We start from the raw sequence: 21,521 nt of genomic DNA, 5'->3' as shown, positions 1-21,521 counted from the left end.
TATATCATTGCAGCAAAAACGAAAAAAGGACTTTGGTAGGTCATCGACATAATTAGACAATAAAGAACTAGAACTTTAGTCCTTTATTGTCTAGATTTCCAGCTTTTTCAAAGCATTTGGTTCTTTTTGTTCCAGGGTCTGAACCGCAGTATTCACTGCCTCATCATAGTAGCCTTTTCGAAAATATCCTTCTGCTTCCTTCAACGAATCATCTATGGAACTGGATTGGCTCCTATATTTATTACCGTATTGAATAGCCCGTTCAGCCAGTTTGGCTTGTTCCACCGTTGCATTCAACTGTTGATGCACCCGATTGACATAATGTTCAGCGTCTTCCACGGAGGCATTTACCCTGCCGAGTTCAACCGGTACTTCTCCCAATATAGAAGACGCAGCTTCCAGGCGTTCTTCCGCTGCATCAATTTCATTTAACAGAGAAGATGGCACTTTTGGAAGAAAAGAGCGTTCCAGTGTCATGCGGTCCTGCAATAATTGCCGCCGCAGGGATCGTAATGTGTCCAGAGCTTTTAATTCATCCTTGCGGAGGGTATAAAGTTTCTCTTTTGAACGGCGGATATTCTGCTCCAAACTGCCCATTTCTTTTTTTATATGGTCCAGTGACTTTTTCAAACCTGTAAAAGATTGTTTCTTATTTTCCTGCACGTCCTGAAAAACCCGCCATTCCTGAAGAGCTGTCTGCATATTTTTTTCCACCTCGGCCTGCCGCTGCTGTTCTTCTCCCGGGATACGGTAGCTCACTTCCACCTTTTCCCGTTCCCGGGCAAGGGAATTTACCTGTTCTTCAAGACGGCTCAGTTCCTGTCTTGTTTCGTGCACGTTCTCTTCCACAAAACGGCGGGCCTCCACTTCTTTCTCCAGCGTTTTATAGGTATCTTCCAAAAACGAACGGATTTGTTGAAGGCGTTCCTGTGCCCATTCCACCTCAAGATTAACTGCCGCTTTTTGCAAATCCGGGAATTCCTCTCTTACCTGTTGGATTTGCGTAAGAAAATCATAATGGGCGAGAACATACCCCGCCTCCTCCATTTCCTCTATCCCCTTTTCCAGTTCAGCACATTCAGCAGGCAGATCTGATTGAATATCGACAAGGACAGCAGGGATGGTACGCATGAATTCTTCTTCCCGGCTCATGCCCGTATTCAGTTCATTCAGTATCTGATTAGCCCGGCTGTAATTTCCGGCTTCCCGTTCCTCATGAAAACTGGAAAATAAAGTTTCACATTCTTTCAGGCGGCGCTCCAGAACAGGTGCCGTGTCCCCCAGCGACAGCCAATTTTGCGATAAATAACGGCGCAGATTTTCAAACCTTTCCTGTGTTTCGGAAATTCCTGAGCGGTTTTCTTCTTCACTATGTATAAGCTGTTCAACTTCTTTGAAAATGGTTTGAATATGACTTTCCATTTCCCCGAGCTGATTGTCTACTCCTTCAATATGCGTTTTCGCTTTTTTAAATCTGTATTTGTTTGCCCACTCTTCTATATCAAACAGCGCTTCTTCTATATCAGGAAGATGGACACCGAGAATTTCATCCCATTCTCTGCGCCATTCTTCAAACTTCTCTTCTGTTTCTCCCGACATCGTCAACCCTTTGACCTTTGCAATCTCATCGGCCACCGGCTGATTTGCGATTTCTGTTTTCCATTGCTCCAGCCGGTCCACGTTTTTATATATATGCCGGCGGGAAACAGCTCCATAAATAATAAAAATGGCAATAAGAAATGCTAACGTTATAATCACATAGTATACCATGAGTCTTCACTCCAGTTTTCTTCCGCACTATATTATCCTATTTCGGCAATTTTCGATATTTTCCTTCTATATTTGCTTATTTTTTCTTTTATTCATTGGTATGTTATATAAAAAGATACCTTTATGATAACATGGAAATACTTCTCATGTGGAAGAAGTATAAATAAAATTACAAAATTTTATAATGATATGCTGATGGAGGAGATATTATGTCAATAAAAAGAGACGGTCACATTCATACTCCTTTCTGCCCTCACGGTTCCTCCGACTCTTTTCACTCTTATATCGAACGTGCTGTTTCCGAAGGCCTGCATTCCATTACTTTCACGGAGCACGCTCCCCTTCCCGGAAATTTTGAAGATCCTGTCCCCGGCAGGGATAGTGCCATGTCTCAGGAGTTACTGGACCGTTACTTTTATACAATTGAAGATTTAAAAAAAGAGTATAAAAAAGATATTACTATTTTAGCAGGGTTGGAAATTGATTTTATCGAGGGGTTTGAAAGGGAGACAAAGAAGCTTCTGGACGAGACAGGGCCCCGCCTCGACGACAGTATTCTATCTGTCCATTTTCTTCGCACTGATACGACATATACATGCCTGGATTACAGTCTGGATAGTTTCGCCTCTCTTATTGAGAAAACAGGCTCTGCTGAAAAAACAGCGCAGTTGTATTATCACACCCTCCTGCTTTCCATACGGAGCGATCTCGGTGATTTTAAGCCCCGCCGCCTGGGACACATCACCTTGATAAAAAAATTTCAGCAGCGTTTTCCAGAGATGGAGATCCAAAAACATATCGGCCCCTTGCTGGAAGCAGTGCATGAAGAAGAAATGACGCTTGATTACAATGGCGCCGGAACAGCTAAGCCTATGTGCAGGGAACCATACCCGGACAACTCCATTGCATGGGAAGCAAAAAAAAGAGGCATCCCCCTCATATATGGTTCGGATGCACATCAAGCCAAAGATATGATGCAGGGGCTTGAGGAAATGATTTCTTTCTAAAGACTTTGGGAAAAAAACCGATGGGGTTTTTCCCGTTCCAAATAATCACGGTTAACGACTGCTTTTAACACCCAGCTTCGTATTTCTTTAAGATAAAGAGTGACAAACGGAGCCTGCTGCGGCTGCATGTGAAAGACTTCCCGCACATATTGGTGATGTAAAAAAGGCATTTGTACCATGGCCCGAAAATGCATAATGGTCCAATGAATTGTTACAGGTATAAAAACCCCCTCCTGCATTCCTTTTTTTAACACCATAGCATACAGATGTTTTTCCTTCATGAGATAAGTAGTGGTAATTTCACGCACAAACGTAGAATCCAGGGTCATTTCACGAAGGACAAAACGTGCTCTCAAATGATATTTCTGCATATAAAACAGGCTTTTCTCCGCCATTTCCATTAATACTTCAAACGAATTATGGCGCGGATTTTTCACTGCTTCTTCCAGGTTTTTTATATAACCTTCCAGAAAGTTTACCATTAGGGCTTCAAGCAGCCCCTGTTTGCCGCCAAAATAGTAGGATATAAGCGATAGGTTCACGCCTGTTTTCTTAGCAATTTCACGCACGGAGGTCCCGTGAAACCCTTTGTTGGTAAACAAGACAGCCGCTGCTTCCAATATTCTGCCTCTGGTGTTTTCCGGATCCATCGCAATCCCCCTCCTTTTTTAGTGCAATACTGCTGTATGGTATACTTCCTTCTGTCCCGCCTGTTTTCCTTTAAAAAGTTCTCGACATTTTCAACCGTTCTTCGCCAAGCCTTTCTTTACTTCTCTATGAAAGACGGTGGTTCTTCTGCTGTGCTATACTTTTTACAGATAAGATACTGCAAGGAAGGAGAATTCTCATGTTTGAACCGGTCTCCTATAATGGGACATGGAACGAAGCATACGAGACGTTGAATAAACAACTGATTTCCCTTTTGGAGGGAGAAACAGATCAAACAGCCAATCTTGCCAACGCCTCCGCTCTCTTATTTCAGTTTTTGGAAAATGTGAACTGGGTGGGTTTTTATTTATATCAGCCGCAGGAAAACGAGCTTGTGCTCGCTCCTTTTCAGGGTTTGCCGGCTTGTATCCGGATTCCGTTGGGAAAAGGAGTGTGTGGTACAAGTGCCAGAGAGAAAAAAACGGTAAGAGTAGAAGATGTGACCCAATTTCCGGGACACATTGCCTGTGACGCCGCTTCCCGTTCTGAAATCGTAGTACCGCTTTTGAAAGAAAATAAACTGATAGGAGTGCTGGATATTGACAGTCCTGTCACAGAACGGTTTACTGCCGGAGAACAGGAACATTTAGAAAAGTTCACACGTATCTTAGTGGAATATATCTAAAACAGCCCGCCGCCTCCTTCTGTAATAAATCGAGGCGGTGGTTTTTATATCTCATATACAACCTGGTTTTTTCCGCTTCGTTTTGCCCGGTACAGGGCCTGATCCGCCCTTAAAAACAATTCATCCAGCGTCATTTCCTCCTCACGTGTCCATGTTGCTGCGCCACAGGAGATGGTCACGGCGGGGTTGGAAGCTTTTTCAACGTGCCTTACAATCCGGTCTGCCACCTTTCTCCCGGCAGGGGCCGAAGCACAGGGCAGGTAAACAGCAAGCTCTTCTCCTCCCCATCTTGCCGCCACATCTCCAGTACGAATATTTTCTTCAATAATCCGCCCAACCTGAACGATAATGCTGTCTCCGGTCTGATGCCCATAACTGTCGTTTATTTCTTTGAAATTATCAATGTCAAACAGCAGAAAGGTCCCCTGTATGTCGGTTCGGATCGATTCTCCAACTCTTTGGTCCAGGAAATGCCTCGAATGAAGTTTTGTTAAATGATCCGTGATGACAAGGTTTTCAAGCTTTTCATGAAGGGTGGCATTAATAAATGCCAGCGTGGAATGATGCACCAGCGACTGAAGAATTTTAAATTGGTGAAACGTAAACGCATTGTCTATCTCTCCTAACACGAGGACGGCCCCTTTTAGTTCATTGCTTTGTATCATCGGAACTGCCATCATAGACCGGTACCCTTCCACATCATACATGGATTCCCTCTCCAGATCTCCAATGAACACCGCTTCCTGGTTGTGTTCGAAACGGTCCATCACGTGAAATATCATTTCCAGCCGCTCCGGTTCCTTAAAATAGTCATCCTTTAAAACACGAAGATTGCGGATTTCATCGGTAAGAATATAACCCTGGCGGCTTTCTGGTATGAATTTCTCAATCTGTGTTTCCATACTCTCCACCGTTTCTTCAATTTTCAGTCTGGAATTCAAAATATGAGACGTCTCATTAATAAGCTGTAAATCTTTTATCAAGGTTCTGGATTGTTGGTACAGCTCTGCATTCTCAAGTGCATTTCCCCCTGTATCAGCCAGCATCTTCATGTAATCTCTCTCTTTTTCATTATTTACGAGCGTCTTCGGTGCTTCCATGCTTAATACCCCGTAGACCCCTTGTTTTCCGAGAAGCGGAATATAAAGGACAGAAACATTGAAATTTTCCGTATCTTCCATTTGGATCTGGCCCAGTAAATAAGTTTGTTTCATTTTTTCATTCATCCCCTGAAAACCAAAAGAACAATCAATATGAGCCAGATCTGTATGCACTTTCCAATCTTGAGCAAGATGAAGGGCAATACGGCTGGAAGGGTATATAAATTCAAGGGATTTTACGATCTCCTTTAATACAGCATCAGCTTTCATAGACGAGTGAAATTTTTTTGTTACTTGAATCATTAACTCATAACGTTTATCTTCACTGGATTCTTCTTTATGTTCTATTTTCATCATCCATTTTTTCAAAGATGGCACAAGTGCTGTTAAAAACCCTTGAAAGACGGAACCCGCGCTTGTCTCTGTCTGAAAAACAGCTCCTGCTTTCCACAATCTGTCTTTCACTGTGAATCCCTTCTCTTCTTCAGCAAACAGCGATTCCTCTTTATACCTTTCAAGGTCACGAAGGGAAGGCATTGTTCCTTCTGTATAGGTAGAAATGACTTCTCCGTTATCTCTTTTCAGGAAAAAAGTGCAGGGAGCAAGTAATTCCTGCACATCTTCCCTGCACAGAACATCCTTCCACATCTTTCGGTATTGGGCTGATTCTTCTGATGATAAGTTATTGTTTTCCATACCTCACACCACCGATACACGTTTTATGCGATTATTCGTCCCAATTCCTGACTCACTTATTTTCCAAAAACGTGATTCTTTCTACCTGTGACCATTTTCTATATAGAGATTATAACTTATTTTGAAAAACATTTCCTGTATTTTTTTGAAATGAATGAAATAATCTTAATAAGTTTAATATTCATTTCAGTATGTTGACTTTACAAAAAGAAAAATAGTATAATGGCTTTTGTGTTAAAAGACAGCCCGGGCAAACTTGGTATGTGCACCCTTGTCATTTTGTTCCTTGCATTCGCGGCTGACAGATTAATGCAAGGTGTATTGTGTACCCCCTAGCTGTCGGGGCGAAGATACATGAAAACAAAATGAGCATGTCAAGAGATTGTCGATGGTTCTCTTTTTCCAATACTTTTATAAATAAAAGGAGGCGTTCTTGTATGGCACGTTATACAGGACCTACTTGGAAAAAATCCCGCCGCTTTGGTGTTTCCCTCAGCGGAACAGGTAAAGAATTAGAAAAGCGCCCGTATCCTCCGGGTGAACATGGCCCGACCCAGCGCAGAAAGCTGTCGGAATACGGGGAACAGCTTCAGGAAAAGCAAAAGCTCCGTTACATGTACGGACTGAATGAAAAGCAGTTCCTCCGCACGTTTAAACAGGCTGGAAACCTTCCAGGGGTTCACGGGGAAAACTTCTTGATCCTGCTGGAATCCCGCCTTGATAACATTGTCTATCGTCTCGGTCTCGCCCGTACGCGTAAAGCTGCACGCCAGCTTGTTACCCACGGTCATGTCACAGTAGACGGCGGCCGTGTCGACGTCCCTTCGTACCGTCTGAAGCCCGGACAGACTATTGGGCTGCGCGAAAAATCCCAAAATTTATCTTTGGTAAACGACGCGCTGGAAGCCAATAGTTTTGTGCCGGAATATCTGACATTTGATGAAGATAAAAAAGAAGGCGTGTACAGCCGCTATCCGGAACGTTCCGAGCTTCCTTCTGAAATCACAGAAGCGCTCATCGTTGAGTTCTATTCCAGATAACGACACCGGATAATAAACGATAGTAGACTTAACCCTAGAAAGCCTTTTTATCAAGGTTTCTAGGGTTTTTTATGTTTAAGGGAAAATTTTTAATACTATATTTTGTGTAGGCAGGCTGTTATCATTTAATAATGAGGAGAGGGTTGTATGAACATTAGTAAAATAAGAAGTGCTCTGTATAAAATCAGCCGGATCCTGGGAGATATCAACGCTGCCAAAAAAGGTACGGCGGGTAAACGAATTGGAAGACGCGCAGCCGGTAAAATCACTGGTAAAGGATTAAAGAAATTGTTTAAATAAGCAGGGGCTGTCAGATGACCCCTGCTTTTCTTATTCTATATCAATACTCCATCTGTGTTTTCATTCAACCATTATTGCAAAGTCGAAGAGAGCAGACACCAGCATTCACCCCCCGCTCTGCCTCTCTCATTTTATAACAAGATTATATCCATTGTACTAGCGTCCACAGTTAACCAATGATAACCCGCTCTTTAGGATAATGGTAAGTATCCCCTTTAACTTTCCCTCGCATAATAAATAAAAAGGAAAAAATCCCAATCCGGCCGATGAACATCAACATCATTATTACGACCTTTCCAAGAGTGCTCAGATCTGCCGTTATTCCCATCGATAAGCCCGTTGTACTAAATGCTGAAGAAACTTCAAAAATAATAGAAGTTAAAGGGAATGGTTCTGTAGCTGTTAAAATAATCACCGCACTACCAGTGAGAACCACGGAGACATCCGATACGATATAAGAACGAAGAATACCTTGGGACATCTGTTCCGTTAAATGGCAGAATGAGGGGCCTGGAGCAGCTTTTTCGGACATATATTCCGCTATTTGGATCCTGGACGGCCTTTTTTACGCTGAAAAAGGGAGATAACGGAATATATGTCCGATCCTCCCCTCCAAATGCGAAAAATGGAAGAAGTAGCGGAATAAATGTCCTCCTGCTGAGTTAAGCATATTGAATGAGGAAATATTTTTTCTTGCCGCGTCGGAGGACGGTAAAGGCATTGTCAATTTTATCTGGGTCTCCGATCACTTTATCTAACTCCTGACAGCGGTCGCCGTTGATGTAGACCGCTCCGTTGGAAATATCCTCCCGGGCCTGTCTTTTGGATGACGCAATGCCGGACTGCACCAACAAGTCAATAAGTCCGATCTCTTTTTCTTCCACGACATGGGTCGGGACATCCTTGAAGCCCTGCTGGACTTCTTCTGCTGTCAGTTGTTTTATATCTCCTCCGCTGCCAAACAAGGCCTCTGTTATATTCCGGGCCTGTTTTAACGCTTCTTCTCCGTGGACAAACGCCGTCACCTCTTCCGCAAGCCGGCGCTGCGCCTTGCGTTCTTCCGGGCGCTTTTCCACTTCTTCTTTCAAAGATATAATTTCCTCTTCTGTAAGAAACGTGAAAAACTTAATGAATTTGATAACATCCCGGTCATCTGTATTAATAAGAAACTGATAAAATTCGTATGGGGAAGTTTTTTCTGGATCAAGCCAAATCGCTCCCCCTTCTGATTTACCAAATTTCTCCCCGTCTGCCTTCGTTACGAGAGGAATCGTGAAACCGTACGCTTGGGGCTGCTCTCCTTCTTCCCCTCCTTTCATCCGGCGGATGAGTTCAAGACCGGCCGTGATATTGCCCCACTGGTCACTTCCCCCGATCTGAAGCTGACAATTTTTTTCTTCGTAGAGATGGCGAAAGTCAAAAGACTGCAAAATCTGGTAGCTGAATTCGGTGAAAGATATTCCGGATTGAATACGGGAATCCACCGATTCTTTGGACAACATGTAATTTAAACTAAAATGTTTTCCGACATCTCTTAAAAAGGACGTGACCGACATATTCCCGAGCCAGTCATAATTATTGACCACCTCTGCTTTTTTACCGCCTTCAAAATCAAGGTATTTCTGAAGCTGGGCTTTGATCCGGTTTGTGTACATCTTCACCACGTCTTCTTCATTTAACGTGCGTTCTGCTTTTTTTCCGCTTGGATCTCCAATCAGCCCTGTGGCCCCGCCAACAAGGGCAAGGGGTTTATGACCGGCAAGCTGAAAACGGCGTAAAGTGATAATCGTTAATAAATGTCCGACATGCAGACTATCTCCGGTAGGATCAAACCCGCAGTAAAGAGTGACCTGTTTATTCTGGAGCAGATGCTGCAGCCCCTTCTCATCGGTAACCTGATTGACCAGCTCTCTGTTCTTTAAGTCCTGTAAAATATCCATTTGTGCTTACTCCTTTTTTATAGAATTAAAAAATCCCTTCCATTTACTGGAAGGGACGATGATTCATCGCGGTACCACCCTTGTTGAAAGTACACACTTTCCACTCGGTTTCTATAACGGGAATTCCGTTTCCGCTGTTTAATGCAGAAAAAGCTCCAGCACGTAGTTCGCTTCATTCTTTGTACCGGTTTCCAGCAGCCACCGGTTCTCTGAAGACAGGGAGAATGCAAGTTACTTCAAGCTTTCGATGCTTCCTTATAATATTAGAGACTATATATCTTTTACCATACCTGTTTTCACTCTGTCAACGAGGCTTGATAAAAATCTGCAAAATCCATAGGAAGCGCTGGCAGGTTATGCTATAATGTCGTTGATGTTTAGGAGGAATTATCCATGAAAAACTTTTTTGAAAAACTAAATCAAGCTTTTGATTCTTTCAAAAATAAACCGGTCATCAAGGGGTTAAATATTACATCGCACGTGTTTTGGAACTTATTGCTTATCTCTTTTGTTTTGTTTATCTCCCTTGGCCTTTTTGCAGGTGCTGCCGGGGCCGGATATTTCCTGTCTCTTGTAGAAGACCAGGAAGCTTACAGCCAGGAAGAATTCGAAGACCAGATTTACAATTATGAAGAAATCAGCGGTATTTATTTTAGCGACGGTGAATTTTTAGGAGAGATCCCAGCCCGTCTCGAGCGCAAAGAACGTTCTCTCGATGACATGTCCGAGCATTTGATAAATGCAGTCATTTCCACTGAAGACGAGTACTTTTTTGAACATGAAGGAATTGTTCCTAAAGCTTTGTTCCGCGCCACCTATCAGGAACTTTCCAACGCAAGCACCCAGACAGGCGGCAGCACCTTGACCCAGCAGATTGTGAAAAACCAGATTTTAACCAATGAAGTTTCCTTTGAAAGAAAAGCAAAAGAAATTGCACTGGCTATGCGAATGGAAAATTACTTTGATAAAGAATCTATTTTGGAAGCGTACTTAAACATTGTACCATTCGGACGGAATGCGGACGGACGAAATATTGCCGGAGCGCAGTCCGCGGCGGAAGGAATTTTCGGCGTAGACGTTTCCGAATTAAACCCGGCCCAGGCTGCTTTTATTGCAGGGCTTCCCAAAAACCCTTATGCCTATACTCCTTTTGCCCAGGGCGGGGACGTGAAGGAAGATTTTGAAGCCGGTTTAAACCGGATGGAACTTGTCCTACAAAATATGAAAGAAAATAATTTTATCACCGAAGAAGAATACCAGACAGCACTTGATTATGATGTGGAAGCGAATCTTGCTGAACCGCAGGGAAGTGTGGTGGAAGATTATCCCTACCTAACCTATGAAGTACAGCGGCGGGCTGAGAGAATTATCCGGGAGGATCTCATGGAGAAAGCCGGAGTCAACCTGGAAGATATGGAAGAGGGGGAACGCCAGGAAACGCTTGATCAATACAAAACGCAGGCAGATAATGAGCTCGCTCTCGGGGGATATAATGTTCATATCACAATAAAAAAGAACATATATGACGCCATGCAGAACGCAGCCGCCAATTCTGAATGGTACGGTCCGGACAGAGAAGGAGAAGAAGGGGTGGAACAGGAACAGGTTGGTGCGATGATGATCGATAATCAGAACGGGGCCATTTTAAGCTTTGTCGGCGGCCGGGACTTCGAACAGGAAAACTTAAACCATGCTACCCAGGCTTACCGGCAGAACGGATCTACCATGAAGCCGCTGCTCGCTTACGGTCCGGCAATGGAACAGGGAGTTGTACAGCCAGGAACGGTACTTCCCGACGTGCCGGGAGAATATAAAAACAGTGATGGCACAGAATACACCAACTATGGAAACAGCTATAAGGGATTCGTCAGTGTACGGGATGGATTAAAGGAATCCAGAAACTCTCCCGCCGTACGGACATTTGAAAAAATAGACCGGGATGTGTCGAGACAGGCCCTTCTGGATATGGGATTCACCAATCTTGGTCCCAATGAACCTTTTCCTTCCGCAGCTATTGGAGGATTGACCTATGGCACCACTGTAGAACAGAATACGAATGCTTTTTCCACGTTCGGGAACAACGGGGAGTATCATGATTCATATATGGTGGAGCGAATTGAAACGAAAGACGGGGAAACTGTTTATGAACATGAATCTGAAAGCAATGAAGTCTTTTCCCCGCAGACGACATTTCTTACTGTGGATATCCTGCGTGACGTCCTCGGAGCAGGGGGCACCGCAAGCGCCCTTCCAGGAATGATGAATTTCGGCGGGGATTGGGCAGGTAAAACGGGGACAACCAACGACACGTATGATTCCTGGTTTGTCGGTTTCAACCCCAATGTAACCTTTGGCACCTGGATTGGCTACGATACGCCGCAGGAAATCACAAACTACTATAAAGGTTTGAGTTACGGAGCAAGAACCCAGCAAATATGGGCGGACATGATGAACGCAGCTTATGAAGCAGATGCAGAAGAAGACTCCGATGATTCAGTATTTGGGCTTGAAGATAGGTTTCAACAGCCGAATGGAATCGTGCGGCAGACAATCTGCGGCATTTCAGGAAAGCTTCCAAGTTCGCAATGCCGGGATGCCGGTTTTACCACAACAGATTACTTTAATGAAAAGTACGTTCCTACCGAAACAGACAATAGTTTAAACGCAGAACCGTATGTGACCATCAGCGGTACTCGTTATCAGGCATACAGTTCCACGCCTTCTGAATTTACGGAAAATGGAATATCTATTAATGAAGAGTATTTCGATGTGGAGGAAGTCGGAGAATATCTCCCGGATGAATGGAAAGATGTCGTCCCTGAACGGGAAGCACCTAATAATGGACGCGCCCCTTCCCCTGTTTCGGATGTTTCGTACAGCGGCGGGTCTGTGACATGGTCGCAGCACCGGGACAATGACATTGTGGGATACCGCATTTACCGCAGTGACGGCACACTGATGGGAAGTGTGCGGGAAAACACTTCCACCTCTTTTTCTGTTGGAGCAGGTTCGTATTTTGTGACAGCAGTAGATTCTGTAGGAAGGGAATCCAGTCAGTCTGCCTCCACAGACAGAGATTCCTCTGATTTAGAAGACAATGAAGAGACAAACGACTCCTCGGGAAGTGACGATGAGAGTGGGAATGATAATTCCGGAAGCTCCGGCTCTTCAGATGCTGACGATAATAATTCGGAAAATGAGGGAACAGATCCTTCCGGAGACAGTTCAAACGAGTATGATTCTTCCGGTGATAATGAGAACGGCAGCGACAATGGTGGAAACGATTCTTCCGGGAGCGGGGGAGACAATAACGATACGGAAGAAGACACAGATGACAGCAATGAGGAGAACAACGGGGATAACGAAAACAACGAAAACGCCGCTGATTAATCAGCGGCGTTTTTTATTCCGTCTATTTTAGTCATCCATGGTGGAAAGATCCCCAGTCGGCAAGTCAAGCTCCCATGCTTTCAGCACTCGGCGCATAATCTTACCGCTTCGTGTTTTCGGCAGTTTATCGCGGAATTCCAGTTCACGCGGCGCAGCATGAGCGGAAAGGCCTTTTTTTACAAAGGTTTGAATATCTTCTTTTAATTCTTCCGTTGCTTCTTCGCCTTCCAGTAATGCCACAAATGCTTTTATGATTTCTCCGCGGACCGGATCCGGTTTGCCTATCACACCAGCTTCTGCTACGGATGGATGCTCAAGCAGCTTGCTTTCCACTTCAAATGGACCGACGCGTTCTCCAGCTGTCATGATGACATCATCAATCCTGCCCTGGAACCAGAAATATCCGTCTTCGTCCATATAGGCTGAATCCCCGGATACATACCAGTCGTTCAGCTCAAAATAGCTGTTATATTTTTCCGGACGGTTCCAGATAGATCTCATCATCGAAGGCCATCCCTTTGCGATTGCCAGATTACCCATCCTGTTTGGAGGAAGTTCGTTTCCCTGGTCATCTACAATAGCTGCCTTTACACCAGGAATCGGTCTGCCCATGGATCCCGCTTTAATCATCATATCAGGGTAGTTACAGATCATCATAGCGCCCGTTTCCGTCATCCACCATGTATCATGAATGCGGAGATTAAAGACTTTTTCTCCCCACATCACTACTTCAGGATTTAATGGTTCTCCGACACTCAGGATATGACGCAGATGGGATAAATCATATTTTTTTACAATTTCATCGCCCGCGCTCATTAACATACGAAAGGCGGTGGGGGCACTGTACCATACGGTTACTTTATAACGCTCCAAGGTAGCATACCAATCTTCCGGACTGAAACGTCCGCCGCGGACCACATTGGTCGTTCCGGTCAGCCAGGGGCCGAAGATCCCATAGGAGGTTCCTGTCACCCAGCCTGGGTCGGCGGTGCACCAATACACATCGCCTTCTTTCAGATCCAGCACCCATTTGGCTGTTTGATAGTGCTGAATCATAGCGTTGTGGACGTGAAGAACACCTTTCGGTTTTCCGGTCGATCCGGATGTATAGTGAAGAATCAGGCCGTCTTCGCGGTCCACCCATTCCACTTCAAAATCCTCACTTGCGTTTTCGAGGCGTGTTTTAAAGTCATAGTGCGGTCCTTCTTCCTTTACATCGTCCCCCAGTAGAAATACGGTATCGAGGTGGGGAAGATCGTCTACTGGCACTCTTTCAAGGAGAGTCGGCGTCGTTACGATAGATTTGGCTTCACTGTCTTCCAGACGGTCGCGGACCGCGCCTTCCATGAACGCTTCAAACAATGGACCGACAATGGCTCCAATTTTTATCGCACCCAGCGCAGCAAAATACAGTTCCGGGGAGCGCGGCATAAAAATAAAAACACGGTCTCCTTTTTGGATACCTGCATCCCTCATTACATTCGCTGCTTTATTGGTCCATTTTTTCATTTCTTCAAATGTATACTGTTCATCCCTGTTTGCATCACTGTAATATAACGCAACCTGGTTTTTCTTGTCTTCCGAATCGGCAAAACGGTCAATTGCTTCATGGGCCAGATTTACTTTTCCGGTTTCATGCCAGCTGAATTCCTTTTCAACCTCGCTCCAATCAAAGTTCTGCACTGTTTTTTCGTAATCTTTTAAGTTATAATTGCCTTCAACAGATGGAAGCGTTTGCACTTTCATATATCATCTTCCTCTCTTCCTATGTATTTGTGTTCTAATACACATTATAATATATTCATACTGTTACTTCAATTTAATTTACAGATTAATCACACTCCTTTTCCTCTTGCTTCTTTTTATATTCCACTGTCATTTCATTTTAAACTGCTTATTTTGTAAAATTCAGTTAATCTATTAAATTTATTTTCATTCTCCCAGCCGTTTTTCTCATGATGTATAATAGGCTGTAACAATAACGAGTGAAAACAAAGGTGGTACTTGAATGATCCATAAGAAAACGTATTATTCAAGAGAGATTGAGGTACAGGGTCATACGCTGCTTATGGAAGGCCCTGTTTCCGGAACAAAAATTCACAGCTATGATTTTCATGAAGGGCTTGTCTCCTTTCGCAAACCGGAAGAACAAAAGAAAGCATTAATCGGTATTGCAGATCTGCCGGAAGGGCGGATCAACGCTGTGATTGACGAGGAAACCATCGTCGGTTATGTGACCTTTGTTTACCCAGACCCGCTGGAACGCTGGTCAGAGGCGAATATGGACACCCTGCTCGAACTTGGAGCGATTGAAATAGCAGATGAATACCGCGGAGCGAAAATCGGCACCCGGCTGCTGGAATTCTCCATGCTCGATGATGCTATGGAAGATTATATTATTATTACGACAGAATATTACTGGCACTGGGATTTAAAAGGAAGTCATTTATCGATATGGGACTACAGAAAAGTAATGGAGAAAATGATGAATGCCGGCGGCTTGAAATGGATGGCAACCGATGATCCGGAAATCTGTTCCCACCCGGCCAACTGCTTAATGGTACGTATCGGCAGCCGTGTAAGTGATGATGCAGTCCAGCAGTTTGACAATATTCGGTTTTCCAATCGTTTTATGTATTAAAGAAAAAGGGGGGATTTTTCATGCTAGTAGAAGAAATTATGAATACAACACCTATCCATATAAAAGCCGAGGCTTCTATTGAAAACGCAATGAACCTGATTCATCAGCATAAAATCAGACACCTTCCTGTCACTGATGAGAAAGATCGTATTATTGGCATTGTTTCCGACCGGGATATCCGGGATGCTGCTCCCTCTATTTTCCACGCCGGTGAACAGAAAGAAGATTTGCAAAATCCCGTGTCCAGAATCATGACATCGCCTGTTATCACTGCCAACAGGCTGGATTTTGTGGAAGAAGCAGCAGTTGTATTATATGAAAATGATATCAGTGCGCTGCCTGTCGCAGAAGATAACGATAAACTTGCCGGCATCGTCACCGAAACAAAGATTCTTCATAACCTGGTACGACTGACTGGAGCGCATCAGCCATCTTCACGGATTGAAATTAAGGTCTCCAATGTCCCTGGAGAGCTTGCTTTTATCTCCTCCATTTTTCAAGAGGAACAGATCAATATCACGAGTGTATTGGTCTACCCCGGGAATAATTCAGAATCCAAATACCTCACTTTCCGCGTACAAACCATGGATCCCCGCCGTGTTATTCAAAAAATCGAGGCTGCCGGATATAAAACGAAGTGGCCGCGGCTGCCGGGGGGAAACGAATGAAGCAGCAGGCCGCATTTGTATACTCGGAAGACCAGTTATCCTATAAATTCAGTGACGATCATCCATTTAATCATTTACGTTTAAAACTGACTTATGATCTGCTGCAGAAGATGGGAGCGATAGATGACAAACACGTTCAGTCCCCACGAATGGCCACGGATGAAGAAATCGGGCTGATCCATGACAAACCTTATATTGACGCTGTAAAGGCTGCCGGAGAAGGGCGTCTCAGCCGTGGCATTGCCAATAACTACGGGCTAGGAACCGATGACACTCCAGTCTTCTCCAATATGCACGAAGCAGCGGCATTGCTGGTCGGAGGGACGTTAACGGCTGTAGATCTTGTAATGGAAGGAAAAAGCGAGCATGCATTAAACCTTGGCGGCGGGTTACATCATGGGTTCCGCGGGAAGGCTTCCGGATTCTGCATTTATAACGACAGTTCCATTGCGATAGAATACATCAGACGCCATTACGGAGCCAGGGTCCTGTACGTGGATACCGATGCTCACCATGGCGACGGGGTTCAATGGGCTTTCTATGATGATCCGGATGTATGTACACTTTCCATCCATGAAACAGGACGTTATTTATTTCCCGGGACAGGAGATGTTCATGAAAAAGGGAGCGGACATGGATATGGATTTTCAATCAATCTTCCCATCGATGCGTTTACGGAAGATGCTTCCTTCCTGGAAGTCTATGAAAATGCCTTTAAAGAAATGATGGAATTCTTTAAACCGGATGTTGTTGTTACCCAGAACGGAGCGGATGCTCATTATTATGACCCGCTCACTCATTTATCCAATTCTATCCGGGCGTACCGGGAAATCCCCAAGATCGCCCATCAGCTTTCTCATGACTATTGCAGCGGAAGATGGATTGCGGTCGGAGGAGGGGGATATGATATGTGGCGGGTCGTTCCTAGAGCATGGGCGATGATATGGCTGGAAATGACCGGGCAGACTCACCTGCTGAATCAGCCGCTGCCCTCAAGCTGGCACCACAGCTGGCAGGCCAGATCCCCCGTCCAGCTTCCGGAGGATTGGTCCGATCCCAGCGATATGTATCCTCCCATTCCGCGCCGCTCAGAAATAACCGATAAAAACCATAAGACGCTGAACAAAGCCTTATTCCATATTCGGAATGAAAAAAAATAAATAAAATCCGGCGGCTGCCAAATGTTAAGCCGCCGCTGTTTTCTCCCTTACCTAACACCGGGACAAACACAATACTGGCAAACAACAAATATTTGTCGAGTTCCATGTTAAAGAAGCAGCTCTCCGGCCCGGTCCTCCTTTATTCAAGCCGTACCGCAGAAAAGCGAAATGTTTTGACAAAGATAAAAAAGTTCCGAACGACTCTTCTCCGTATCGTTCGGAACTTTTTTATCTTAGAAGGATTTTCTCCCAGACTCTCCGTTTTTTAAAGATCTCCCGCCGCTTCTGTCAGTTCTTGTTCAAATTCTGGATCAGAAATGACTATAACTACTCTTCTATTTTCACGTAAATGTTCTTCTGTATCATTAGGAGCGATCGGCTGAGTTTCTCCATATCCGGTAGCCAGAAATCGGTCCGGCTCCAAAGAATAACTGCTGGTTAAGTATCGAATCACACTGCTGGCTCTGGCAGAAGATAATTCCCAGTTGGAAGGATATCGGAAAGTAGAAATCGGCCGGTCATCCGTATGACCTTCTACTTTCACTAAATTCGGCAGAGACTGGAGCAGGGTTCCCACTTTATCCAGAAAGGGTTCTGCTTCCGATAAAATTTCCGCTTCCGCCGTTTCAAACAACAACTGCTCCTGCAGTACTAATACTACACCGCGGTCGTCCCGCGTTGCCGAGATATAATCATTCAAATTATTTTCTTCCAGGTATTCCTGAACTTCTCTAAGTAATTGATCCAGCTCCATATCTGCAGCTGACTGTTCTTCTTCCATATCCGCTTCGGCCACGTCTTCCTTGTCATCCTGATTTTGATCGAAGCTTTGATTGGCTCCTTCCAATTCCATCAGGGCGGGCAGTCTTTCTAAAATCTGCCTGTTTTCGAACGAATCAGCAATCGCTTCAAACTTTTTAGCATCAATGACAGACATGGAAAACAGCATAACGAAAAAAACAAGAATGAGCAGGATCATGTCAGAAAACGTAGTCATCCATCTCGGCGAACCTTTTTCAGGTTCTTTTTTTCTACGCTTCATTTGCCAGCTCCTCCTGTTCCTCCATTTCATTTTCTTTGCCGTTTTCTTTCACAAAGGCACTTAGTTTTTCTTCAAGGATCTTAGGGTTCTGCCCAGATTGAACACCGATAACTCCTTCGATGATAATCTGTTTGACGAAGACTTCATCCTCGGTTTTCTGTTCCAGTTTGCTCGCTATCGGCAGAAACAGCATATTAGCCAGTACCGTACCATATAGTGTTGTAATAAGAGCCAACGCCATATTCGGACCCAGGGTCGCCGGGTCTTCCAAGTCCTGAAGCATTAAAACAAGCCCGACCAGTGTTCCAACCATTCCCCAGGCCGGGGCGTATTCTCCTGCTTTTTCGAACAAACGGCGCCCTTTTTTATGGCGTTCTTCCATCGCCACTACTTCGGCCATCATAATATCCTTAATAATATCCGGTTCGATACCGTCCACAGCAAGCATGACCCCTTTTTTGATGAAAGGATCATCTACCTCATCCAACCCTGCCTCCAACGCCAGCAGGCCTTCCCTGCGGGCTTTCGTAGAAAGGTTGGAGAATGTATCAATCAGATAATTAAGGTCATTGTCTTTATGACGGAATGCTTCCCGGGTAACCGAAGGCAGCAATTTCAAGTCCTGTGAAGAAAAACCGATCAACAGTGCTGCAATCACCCCGCCGAGTACAATTGACAAGGCAGCAATTTGGATGAAAAATATCACAGAATTCAAGCCCGCATTTGTAAAAACCGCAAATAGCAGTGTCCCGATTCCAACTACTATTCCAATAGGCGTCAATATATCAAATTTCTTCATATAACTCTCCCTGACTCCCTATATTTATATTTTTAAGCGAATACCATGCGGGCACAAGCAGGCAGTTGGCCGTTAAAACGAGGTGGAATTCCGGTATTCCATCAAGTGCGGCAGAACGACAACTTCATCTTCCACGTCTTCCTTATTCATATATTTGGTCAACAAGCGCATCGATACTGCCCCTATATCATACATGGGCTGAACCACCGTTGTAAGGGTGGGACGTACCATCTGCGCCAGGCGTGTGTTATCAAAACCGACAACCTGCACATCTTCCGGCACTTTCACGCCGGTATCCTGCAGTCCGTGGATGACACCCAGAGCCATTTCATCTGTAGCGGCAAAAATAGCCGTAGGTGCCTTGTCCAGTCCCATTAATTTTTGGGCTGCCTCCAGTCCGGCATCATACGTATAATCTCCAACAGCTACAAGATTTTCGTCAAATCCGTGTCCCAATTCTTCACAGGCTTTTTTATATCCACTGAATTTTTGATACCCATTAACCGGATCTTCCAGAGGACCGGTAACCATGCCAACCCGCTGGACACCGGAGTTAATCAGCTCTGAAACAGCATCAAATGCTGCCTGCTGGTAATCGATGTTGACCGAAGGCATTTCCCTGTTTTCATCAAGCGTAGCCGCCAGTACAATCGGTACGGAAGAGCGCTTGAACGTTTCGGCATGCTCTTCTGTAATTTCTCCGCCCATAAATAAGATTCCATCTACCTGTTTTTCCAGCATGGTATTGATTAAATGAATTTCTTTTTCTTTGTTTTGGTCCGAGTTACATAAAATAATATTATACTTGTACATCGTAGCGATATCTTCAATTCCCCGGGCAAGTTCTGCAAAGAAAATGCTCGAGATATCGGGGATAATAACTCCAACCGTTGTCGTTTTTTTACTGGCAAGTCCCCGTGCTACAGCGTTAGGACGGTATCCCAAACCTTCTATGGCATCTAACACTTTTTTCCGTGTTGCCGGTTTGACATTGGGATTTCCATTCACTACACGTGAGACGGTAGCCATCGAAACTCCTGCTTCTCGTGCCACATCGTAAATTGTTGTATTCACTGGAACGCCTCCTCTTTTTTCCTTTCATTCTTTTCATACGTACTGTAATCATATTATAACTGAAGGAGGTTCCGCAATTCCTTTCCCTAGTTATATCGGTATAGTCGCCAAATTTTACACTCTTTTATACAAAAATCGGTGAATTTCCATGAAAGTCCGTGGGAAATTCGTCCTTATTAATAGTGCTTAACCTGGATTCTTTTTCTAGCTGCAGCATTTTCCCGGGCAGCGCGTCCGAATTAGGTCAGCGTATAAATCCAATTAAAATAAGCGGCAACAATCTATACTTTCTGCTTCTAAAAATTGGACCAGCTGCATTTGCAGCTGGTCCTGACAAGAGGTATGGCCAGTTCTTCTAATCTTTTAACTTTAACGCCGATTGTAAAGGAGAAAGCCGATAGCGCCTCTCTTTCTTCCGTCCATCCTCATATTATAATTTATACAGGCCGGCATCCCGGAGATTTTGCACAAATGCGTTAAACTGCGGGATATCCATCTGCTGGGCCGAATCGGAGAGAGCGACTGCCGGATCCGGATGGACTTCAGCCATTACTCCGTCCGCTCCAATCGCCAGAGCCGCTTTCGCAGTGGGTTCAAGCAGATCGCGGCGGCCGGTGGAGTGAGTGACATCGATAAACACCGGCAGATGGGTTTCTTTCTTAAGAATAGGGACAGCCGAAATGTCCAGTGTATTCCTGGTTGCTTTTTCGTACGTGCGGATCCCTCGTTCACAGAGCATCAAATCATTATTTCCATTAGCGAGCACGTATTCTGCTGCTTTCATAAATTCATCAATGGTAGCGGAAAGTCCCCGTTTTAACAGAACAGGAGTCTTATGAGAACCTACCTCTTTCAATAAATCAAAGTTCTGCATATTTCTGGCTCCGACCTGAATAACGTCTACATATTCTGTAGCCATTGCTACGTCCTGGGGATTCATAACCTCGCTGATTACTGTCATATCCAATTCATCCGCTACACGTTTTAAAATCTCAAGACCCTCTTTTCCAAGTCCCTGAAAGTCATACGGAGAAGTCCGCGGTTTAAAAGCGCCGCCCCGGAGCAGGGTTAATCCCTGTTCTTTCATCGCAGAAGCAACTTCATAGACCTGCTCGTAACTTTCGACAGAGCATGGTCCCATAATTAAACGCTGCCGGCCGTCTCCAACCTTTTCCCCTTTTAAATCGACAACTGTATCTTCCGGCTTCTTTTTTCTTGAGACAAGGAGAGCTTTACGGTTGTCATCTTCCTGAAGCTCAAGGCTGGCCTGAAAAATCTGCTTGAACAAATGCTGCAGTGTGCTTGTTTCAAACGGTCCTTCATTATTTTCTGTGATCATATCAAGCATCTTCCGCTCACGGACCGGATCAAACCTTTTCTGCCCAGCTCTGCTTTTCACCTGCCCGATATCCTGGACAAGACTTGCCCTTTTATTTATAAGCTCCAGCAATTGCATGTTGACCTCATCCAATTGCTCCCTGAGCGCTTCCAGTTCTTCATTACTCATCTCTTCCCCACTCCTTCACTAAATTTCCCTTTTCTCTTGATATGTGTTACATTT

18 protein-coding genes and 1 other annotated feature are annotated in these 21,521 nt (G+C 44.6%); of the genes, 8 read left to right on the top strand and 10 right to left on the bottom strand.

Features of this window, described 5'->3' with window-relative positions:
* Positions 1–90: 90 nt before the first annotated feature.
* On the bottom strand, positions 91–1,770 hold the full coding sequence (locus G475_RS0111175; protein WP_026701377.1) for a septation ring formation regulator EzrA: 1,680 nt from the start codon (positions 1,768–1,770) through the stop codon (positions 91–93).
* A 209-nt stretch (positions 1,771–1,979) separates the two neighbouring features.
* Here G475_RS0111175 and hisJ point away from each other — a divergent pair, with 209 nt between their 5' ends.
* Complete coding sequence (gene hisJ / locus G475_RS0111170) at positions 1,980–2,777, top strand: histidinol-phosphatase HisJ (RefSeq protein WP_035710978.1); 798 nt, start codon at positions 1,980–1,982, stop codon at positions 2,775–2,777.
* Here the strand turns inward: hisJ and refZ are convergent.
* Complete coding sequence (refZ, locus tag G475_RS24820) at positions 2,774–3,427, bottom strand: forespore capture DNA-binding protein RefZ (RefSeq protein WP_051302426.1); 654 nt, start codon at positions 3,425–3,427, stop codon at positions 2,774–2,776. The two genes, hisJ and refZ, sit on opposite strands and share 4 nt — an antisense overlap.
* Before the next feature lie 197 nt (positions 3,428–3,624).
* On the opposite strand from refZ, the gene G475_RS0111160 reads away from it, so the two are divergent.
* Entirely contained in the window at positions 3,625–4,110 is a 486-nt protein-coding gene (locus G475_RS0111160; protein ID WP_026701375.1) for a GAF domain-containing protein, read from the top strand.
* Between the two features lie 44 nt (positions 4,111–4,154).
* On the opposite strand, the gene G475_RS24815 is transcribed toward G475_RS0111160, so the two are convergent.
* Positions 4,155–5,906 (bottom strand): sensor domain-containing diguanylate cyclase, encoded by a 1,752-nt coding sequence (locus G475_RS24815; RefSeq protein ID WP_051302424.1) that lies wholly within the window; start codon positions 5,904–5,906, stop codon positions 4,155–4,157.
* Positions 5,907–6,343: 437 nt separating this feature from the next.
* Between G475_RS24815 and rpsD the strand changes: the two genes are divergently transcribed.
* A complete protein-coding gene (rpsD, locus tag G475_RS0111150; RefSeq protein ID WP_026701374.1) occupies positions 6,344–6,946 on the top strand; it encodes a 30S ribosomal protein S4 in 603 nt (200 codons plus the stop codon).
* A gap of 147 nt (positions 6,947–7,093) precedes the next feature.
* Positions 7,094–7,246 (top strand): hypothetical protein, encoded by a 153-nt coding sequence (locus G475_RS27540; RefSeq protein ID WP_035710975.1) that lies wholly within the window; start codon positions 7,094–7,096, stop codon positions 7,244–7,246.
* A 169-nt stretch (positions 7,247–7,415) separates the two neighbouring features.
* Here G475_RS27540 and G475_RS0111140 read toward each other — a convergent pair whose 3' ends face one another.
* Both G475_RS0111140 and tyrS read right to left on the bottom strand, forming a co-directional pair.
* Positions 7,416–7,790 carry a potassium transporter TrkG gene (locus G475_RS0111140; protein ID WP_407636202.1) on the bottom strand — a complete coding sequence of 125 codons (375 nt, stop codon included), beginning with the start codon at positions 7,788–7,790 and terminating at the stop codon, positions 7,416–7,418.
* 118 nt (positions 7,791–7,908) lie between these two features.
* Positions 7,909–9,186: a tyrosine--tRNA ligase gene (tyrS, locus tag G475_RS0111135; RefSeq protein ID WP_026701372.1), complete on the bottom strand. Its 1,278-nt coding sequence runs from the start codon at positions 9,184–9,186 to the stop codon at positions 7,909–7,911.
* A 48-nt stretch (positions 9,187–9,234) separates the two neighbouring features.
* Positions 9,235–9,443 (bottom strand) — a binding site (T-box leader).
* Between the two features lie 136 nt (positions 9,444–9,579).
* Between tyrS and G475_RS0111130 the strand changes: the two genes are divergently transcribed.
* Positions 9,580–12,576 carry a transglycosylase domain-containing protein gene (locus tag G475_RS0111130; protein WP_026701371.1) on the top strand — a complete coding sequence of 999 codons (2,997 nt, stop codon included), beginning with the start codon at positions 9,580–9,582 and terminating at the stop codon, positions 12,574–12,576.
* A 27-nt stretch (positions 12,577–12,603) separates the two neighbouring features.
* Here the strand turns inward: G475_RS0111130 and acsA are convergent, their stop codons facing one another.
* Positions 12,604–14,322 (bottom strand): acetate--CoA ligase, encoded by a 1,719-nt coding sequence (acsA, locus tag G475_RS0111125; RefSeq protein WP_026701370.1) that lies wholly within the window; start codon positions 14,320–14,322, stop codon positions 12,604–12,606.
* Positions 14,323–14,584: 262 nt separating this feature from the next.
* Between acsA and G475_RS0111120 the strand changes: the two genes are divergently transcribed.
* From G475_RS0111120 to G475_RS0111110, 3 genes are read left to right on the top strand one after another with little or no spacing between them, the layout of a single operon-like run.
* The gene (locus G475_RS0111120; RefSeq protein WP_026701369.1) at positions 14,585–15,217 is read left to right on the top strand and encodes a GNAT family N-acetyltransferase; all 633 of its coding nucleotides are present in this window, start codon (positions 14,585–14,587) and stop codon (positions 15,215–15,217) included.
* 20 nt (positions 15,218–15,237) lie between these two features.
* Positions 15,238–15,885 (top strand): acetoin utilization AcuB family protein, encoded by a 648-nt coding sequence (locus G475_RS0111115; RefSeq protein WP_026701368.1) that lies wholly within the window; start codon positions 15,238–15,240, stop codon positions 15,883–15,885.
* Complete coding sequence (locus G475_RS0111110) at positions 15,882–17,045, top strand: acetoin utilization protein AcuC (protein ID WP_026701367.1); 1,164 nt, start codon at positions 15,882–15,884, stop codon at positions 17,043–17,045. The genes G475_RS0111115 and G475_RS0111110 overlap by 4 nt, the downstream gene beginning before the upstream one ends.
* Before the next feature lie 265 nt (positions 17,046–17,310).
* Here the strand turns inward: G475_RS0111110 and motS are convergent, their stop codons facing one another.
* The 4 genes from motS to G475_RS0111090 form a co-directional block, all read right to left on the bottom strand.
* Positions 17,311–18,087, bottom strand: a complete 777-nt coding sequence (motS, locus tag G475_RS0111105) for a flagellar motor protein MotS (protein ID WP_026701366.1) — start codon at positions 18,085–18,087, stop codon at positions 17,311–17,313.
* A complete protein-coding gene (gene motP, locus G475_RS0111100) occupies positions 18,077–18,886 on the bottom strand; it encodes a flagellar motor protein MotP (RefSeq protein WP_026701365.1) in 810 nt (269 codons plus the stop codon). Before motP ends, motS begins: the two co-directional genes overlap by 11 nt.
* A 72-nt stretch (positions 18,887–18,958) precedes the next feature.
* Complete coding sequence (ccpA, locus tag G475_RS0111095) at positions 18,959–19,960, bottom strand: catabolite control protein A (protein WP_026701364.1); 1,002 nt, start codon at positions 19,958–19,960, stop codon at positions 18,959–18,961.
* A gap of 430 nt (positions 19,961–20,390) precedes the next feature.
* On the bottom strand, positions 20,391–21,467 hold the full coding sequence (locus G475_RS0111090; RefSeq protein ID WP_026701363.1) for a bifunctional 3-deoxy-7-phosphoheptulonate synthase/chorismate mutase: 1,077 nt from the start codon (positions 21,465–21,467) through the stop codon (positions 20,391–20,393).
* Positions 21,468–21,521: the final 54 nt, after the last annotated feature.

It is taken from the genome of Salibacterium aidingense DSM 18341, assembly GCF_000429685.1.
Taxonomy (GTDB): Bacteria; Bacillota; Bacilli; order Bacillales; family Marinococcaceae; genus Salibacterium; species Salibacterium aidingense.
The sequence above is the reverse complement of the archived record's forward strand: the minus strand, read 5'-3'. Positions and strand labels throughout refer to the sequence as shown.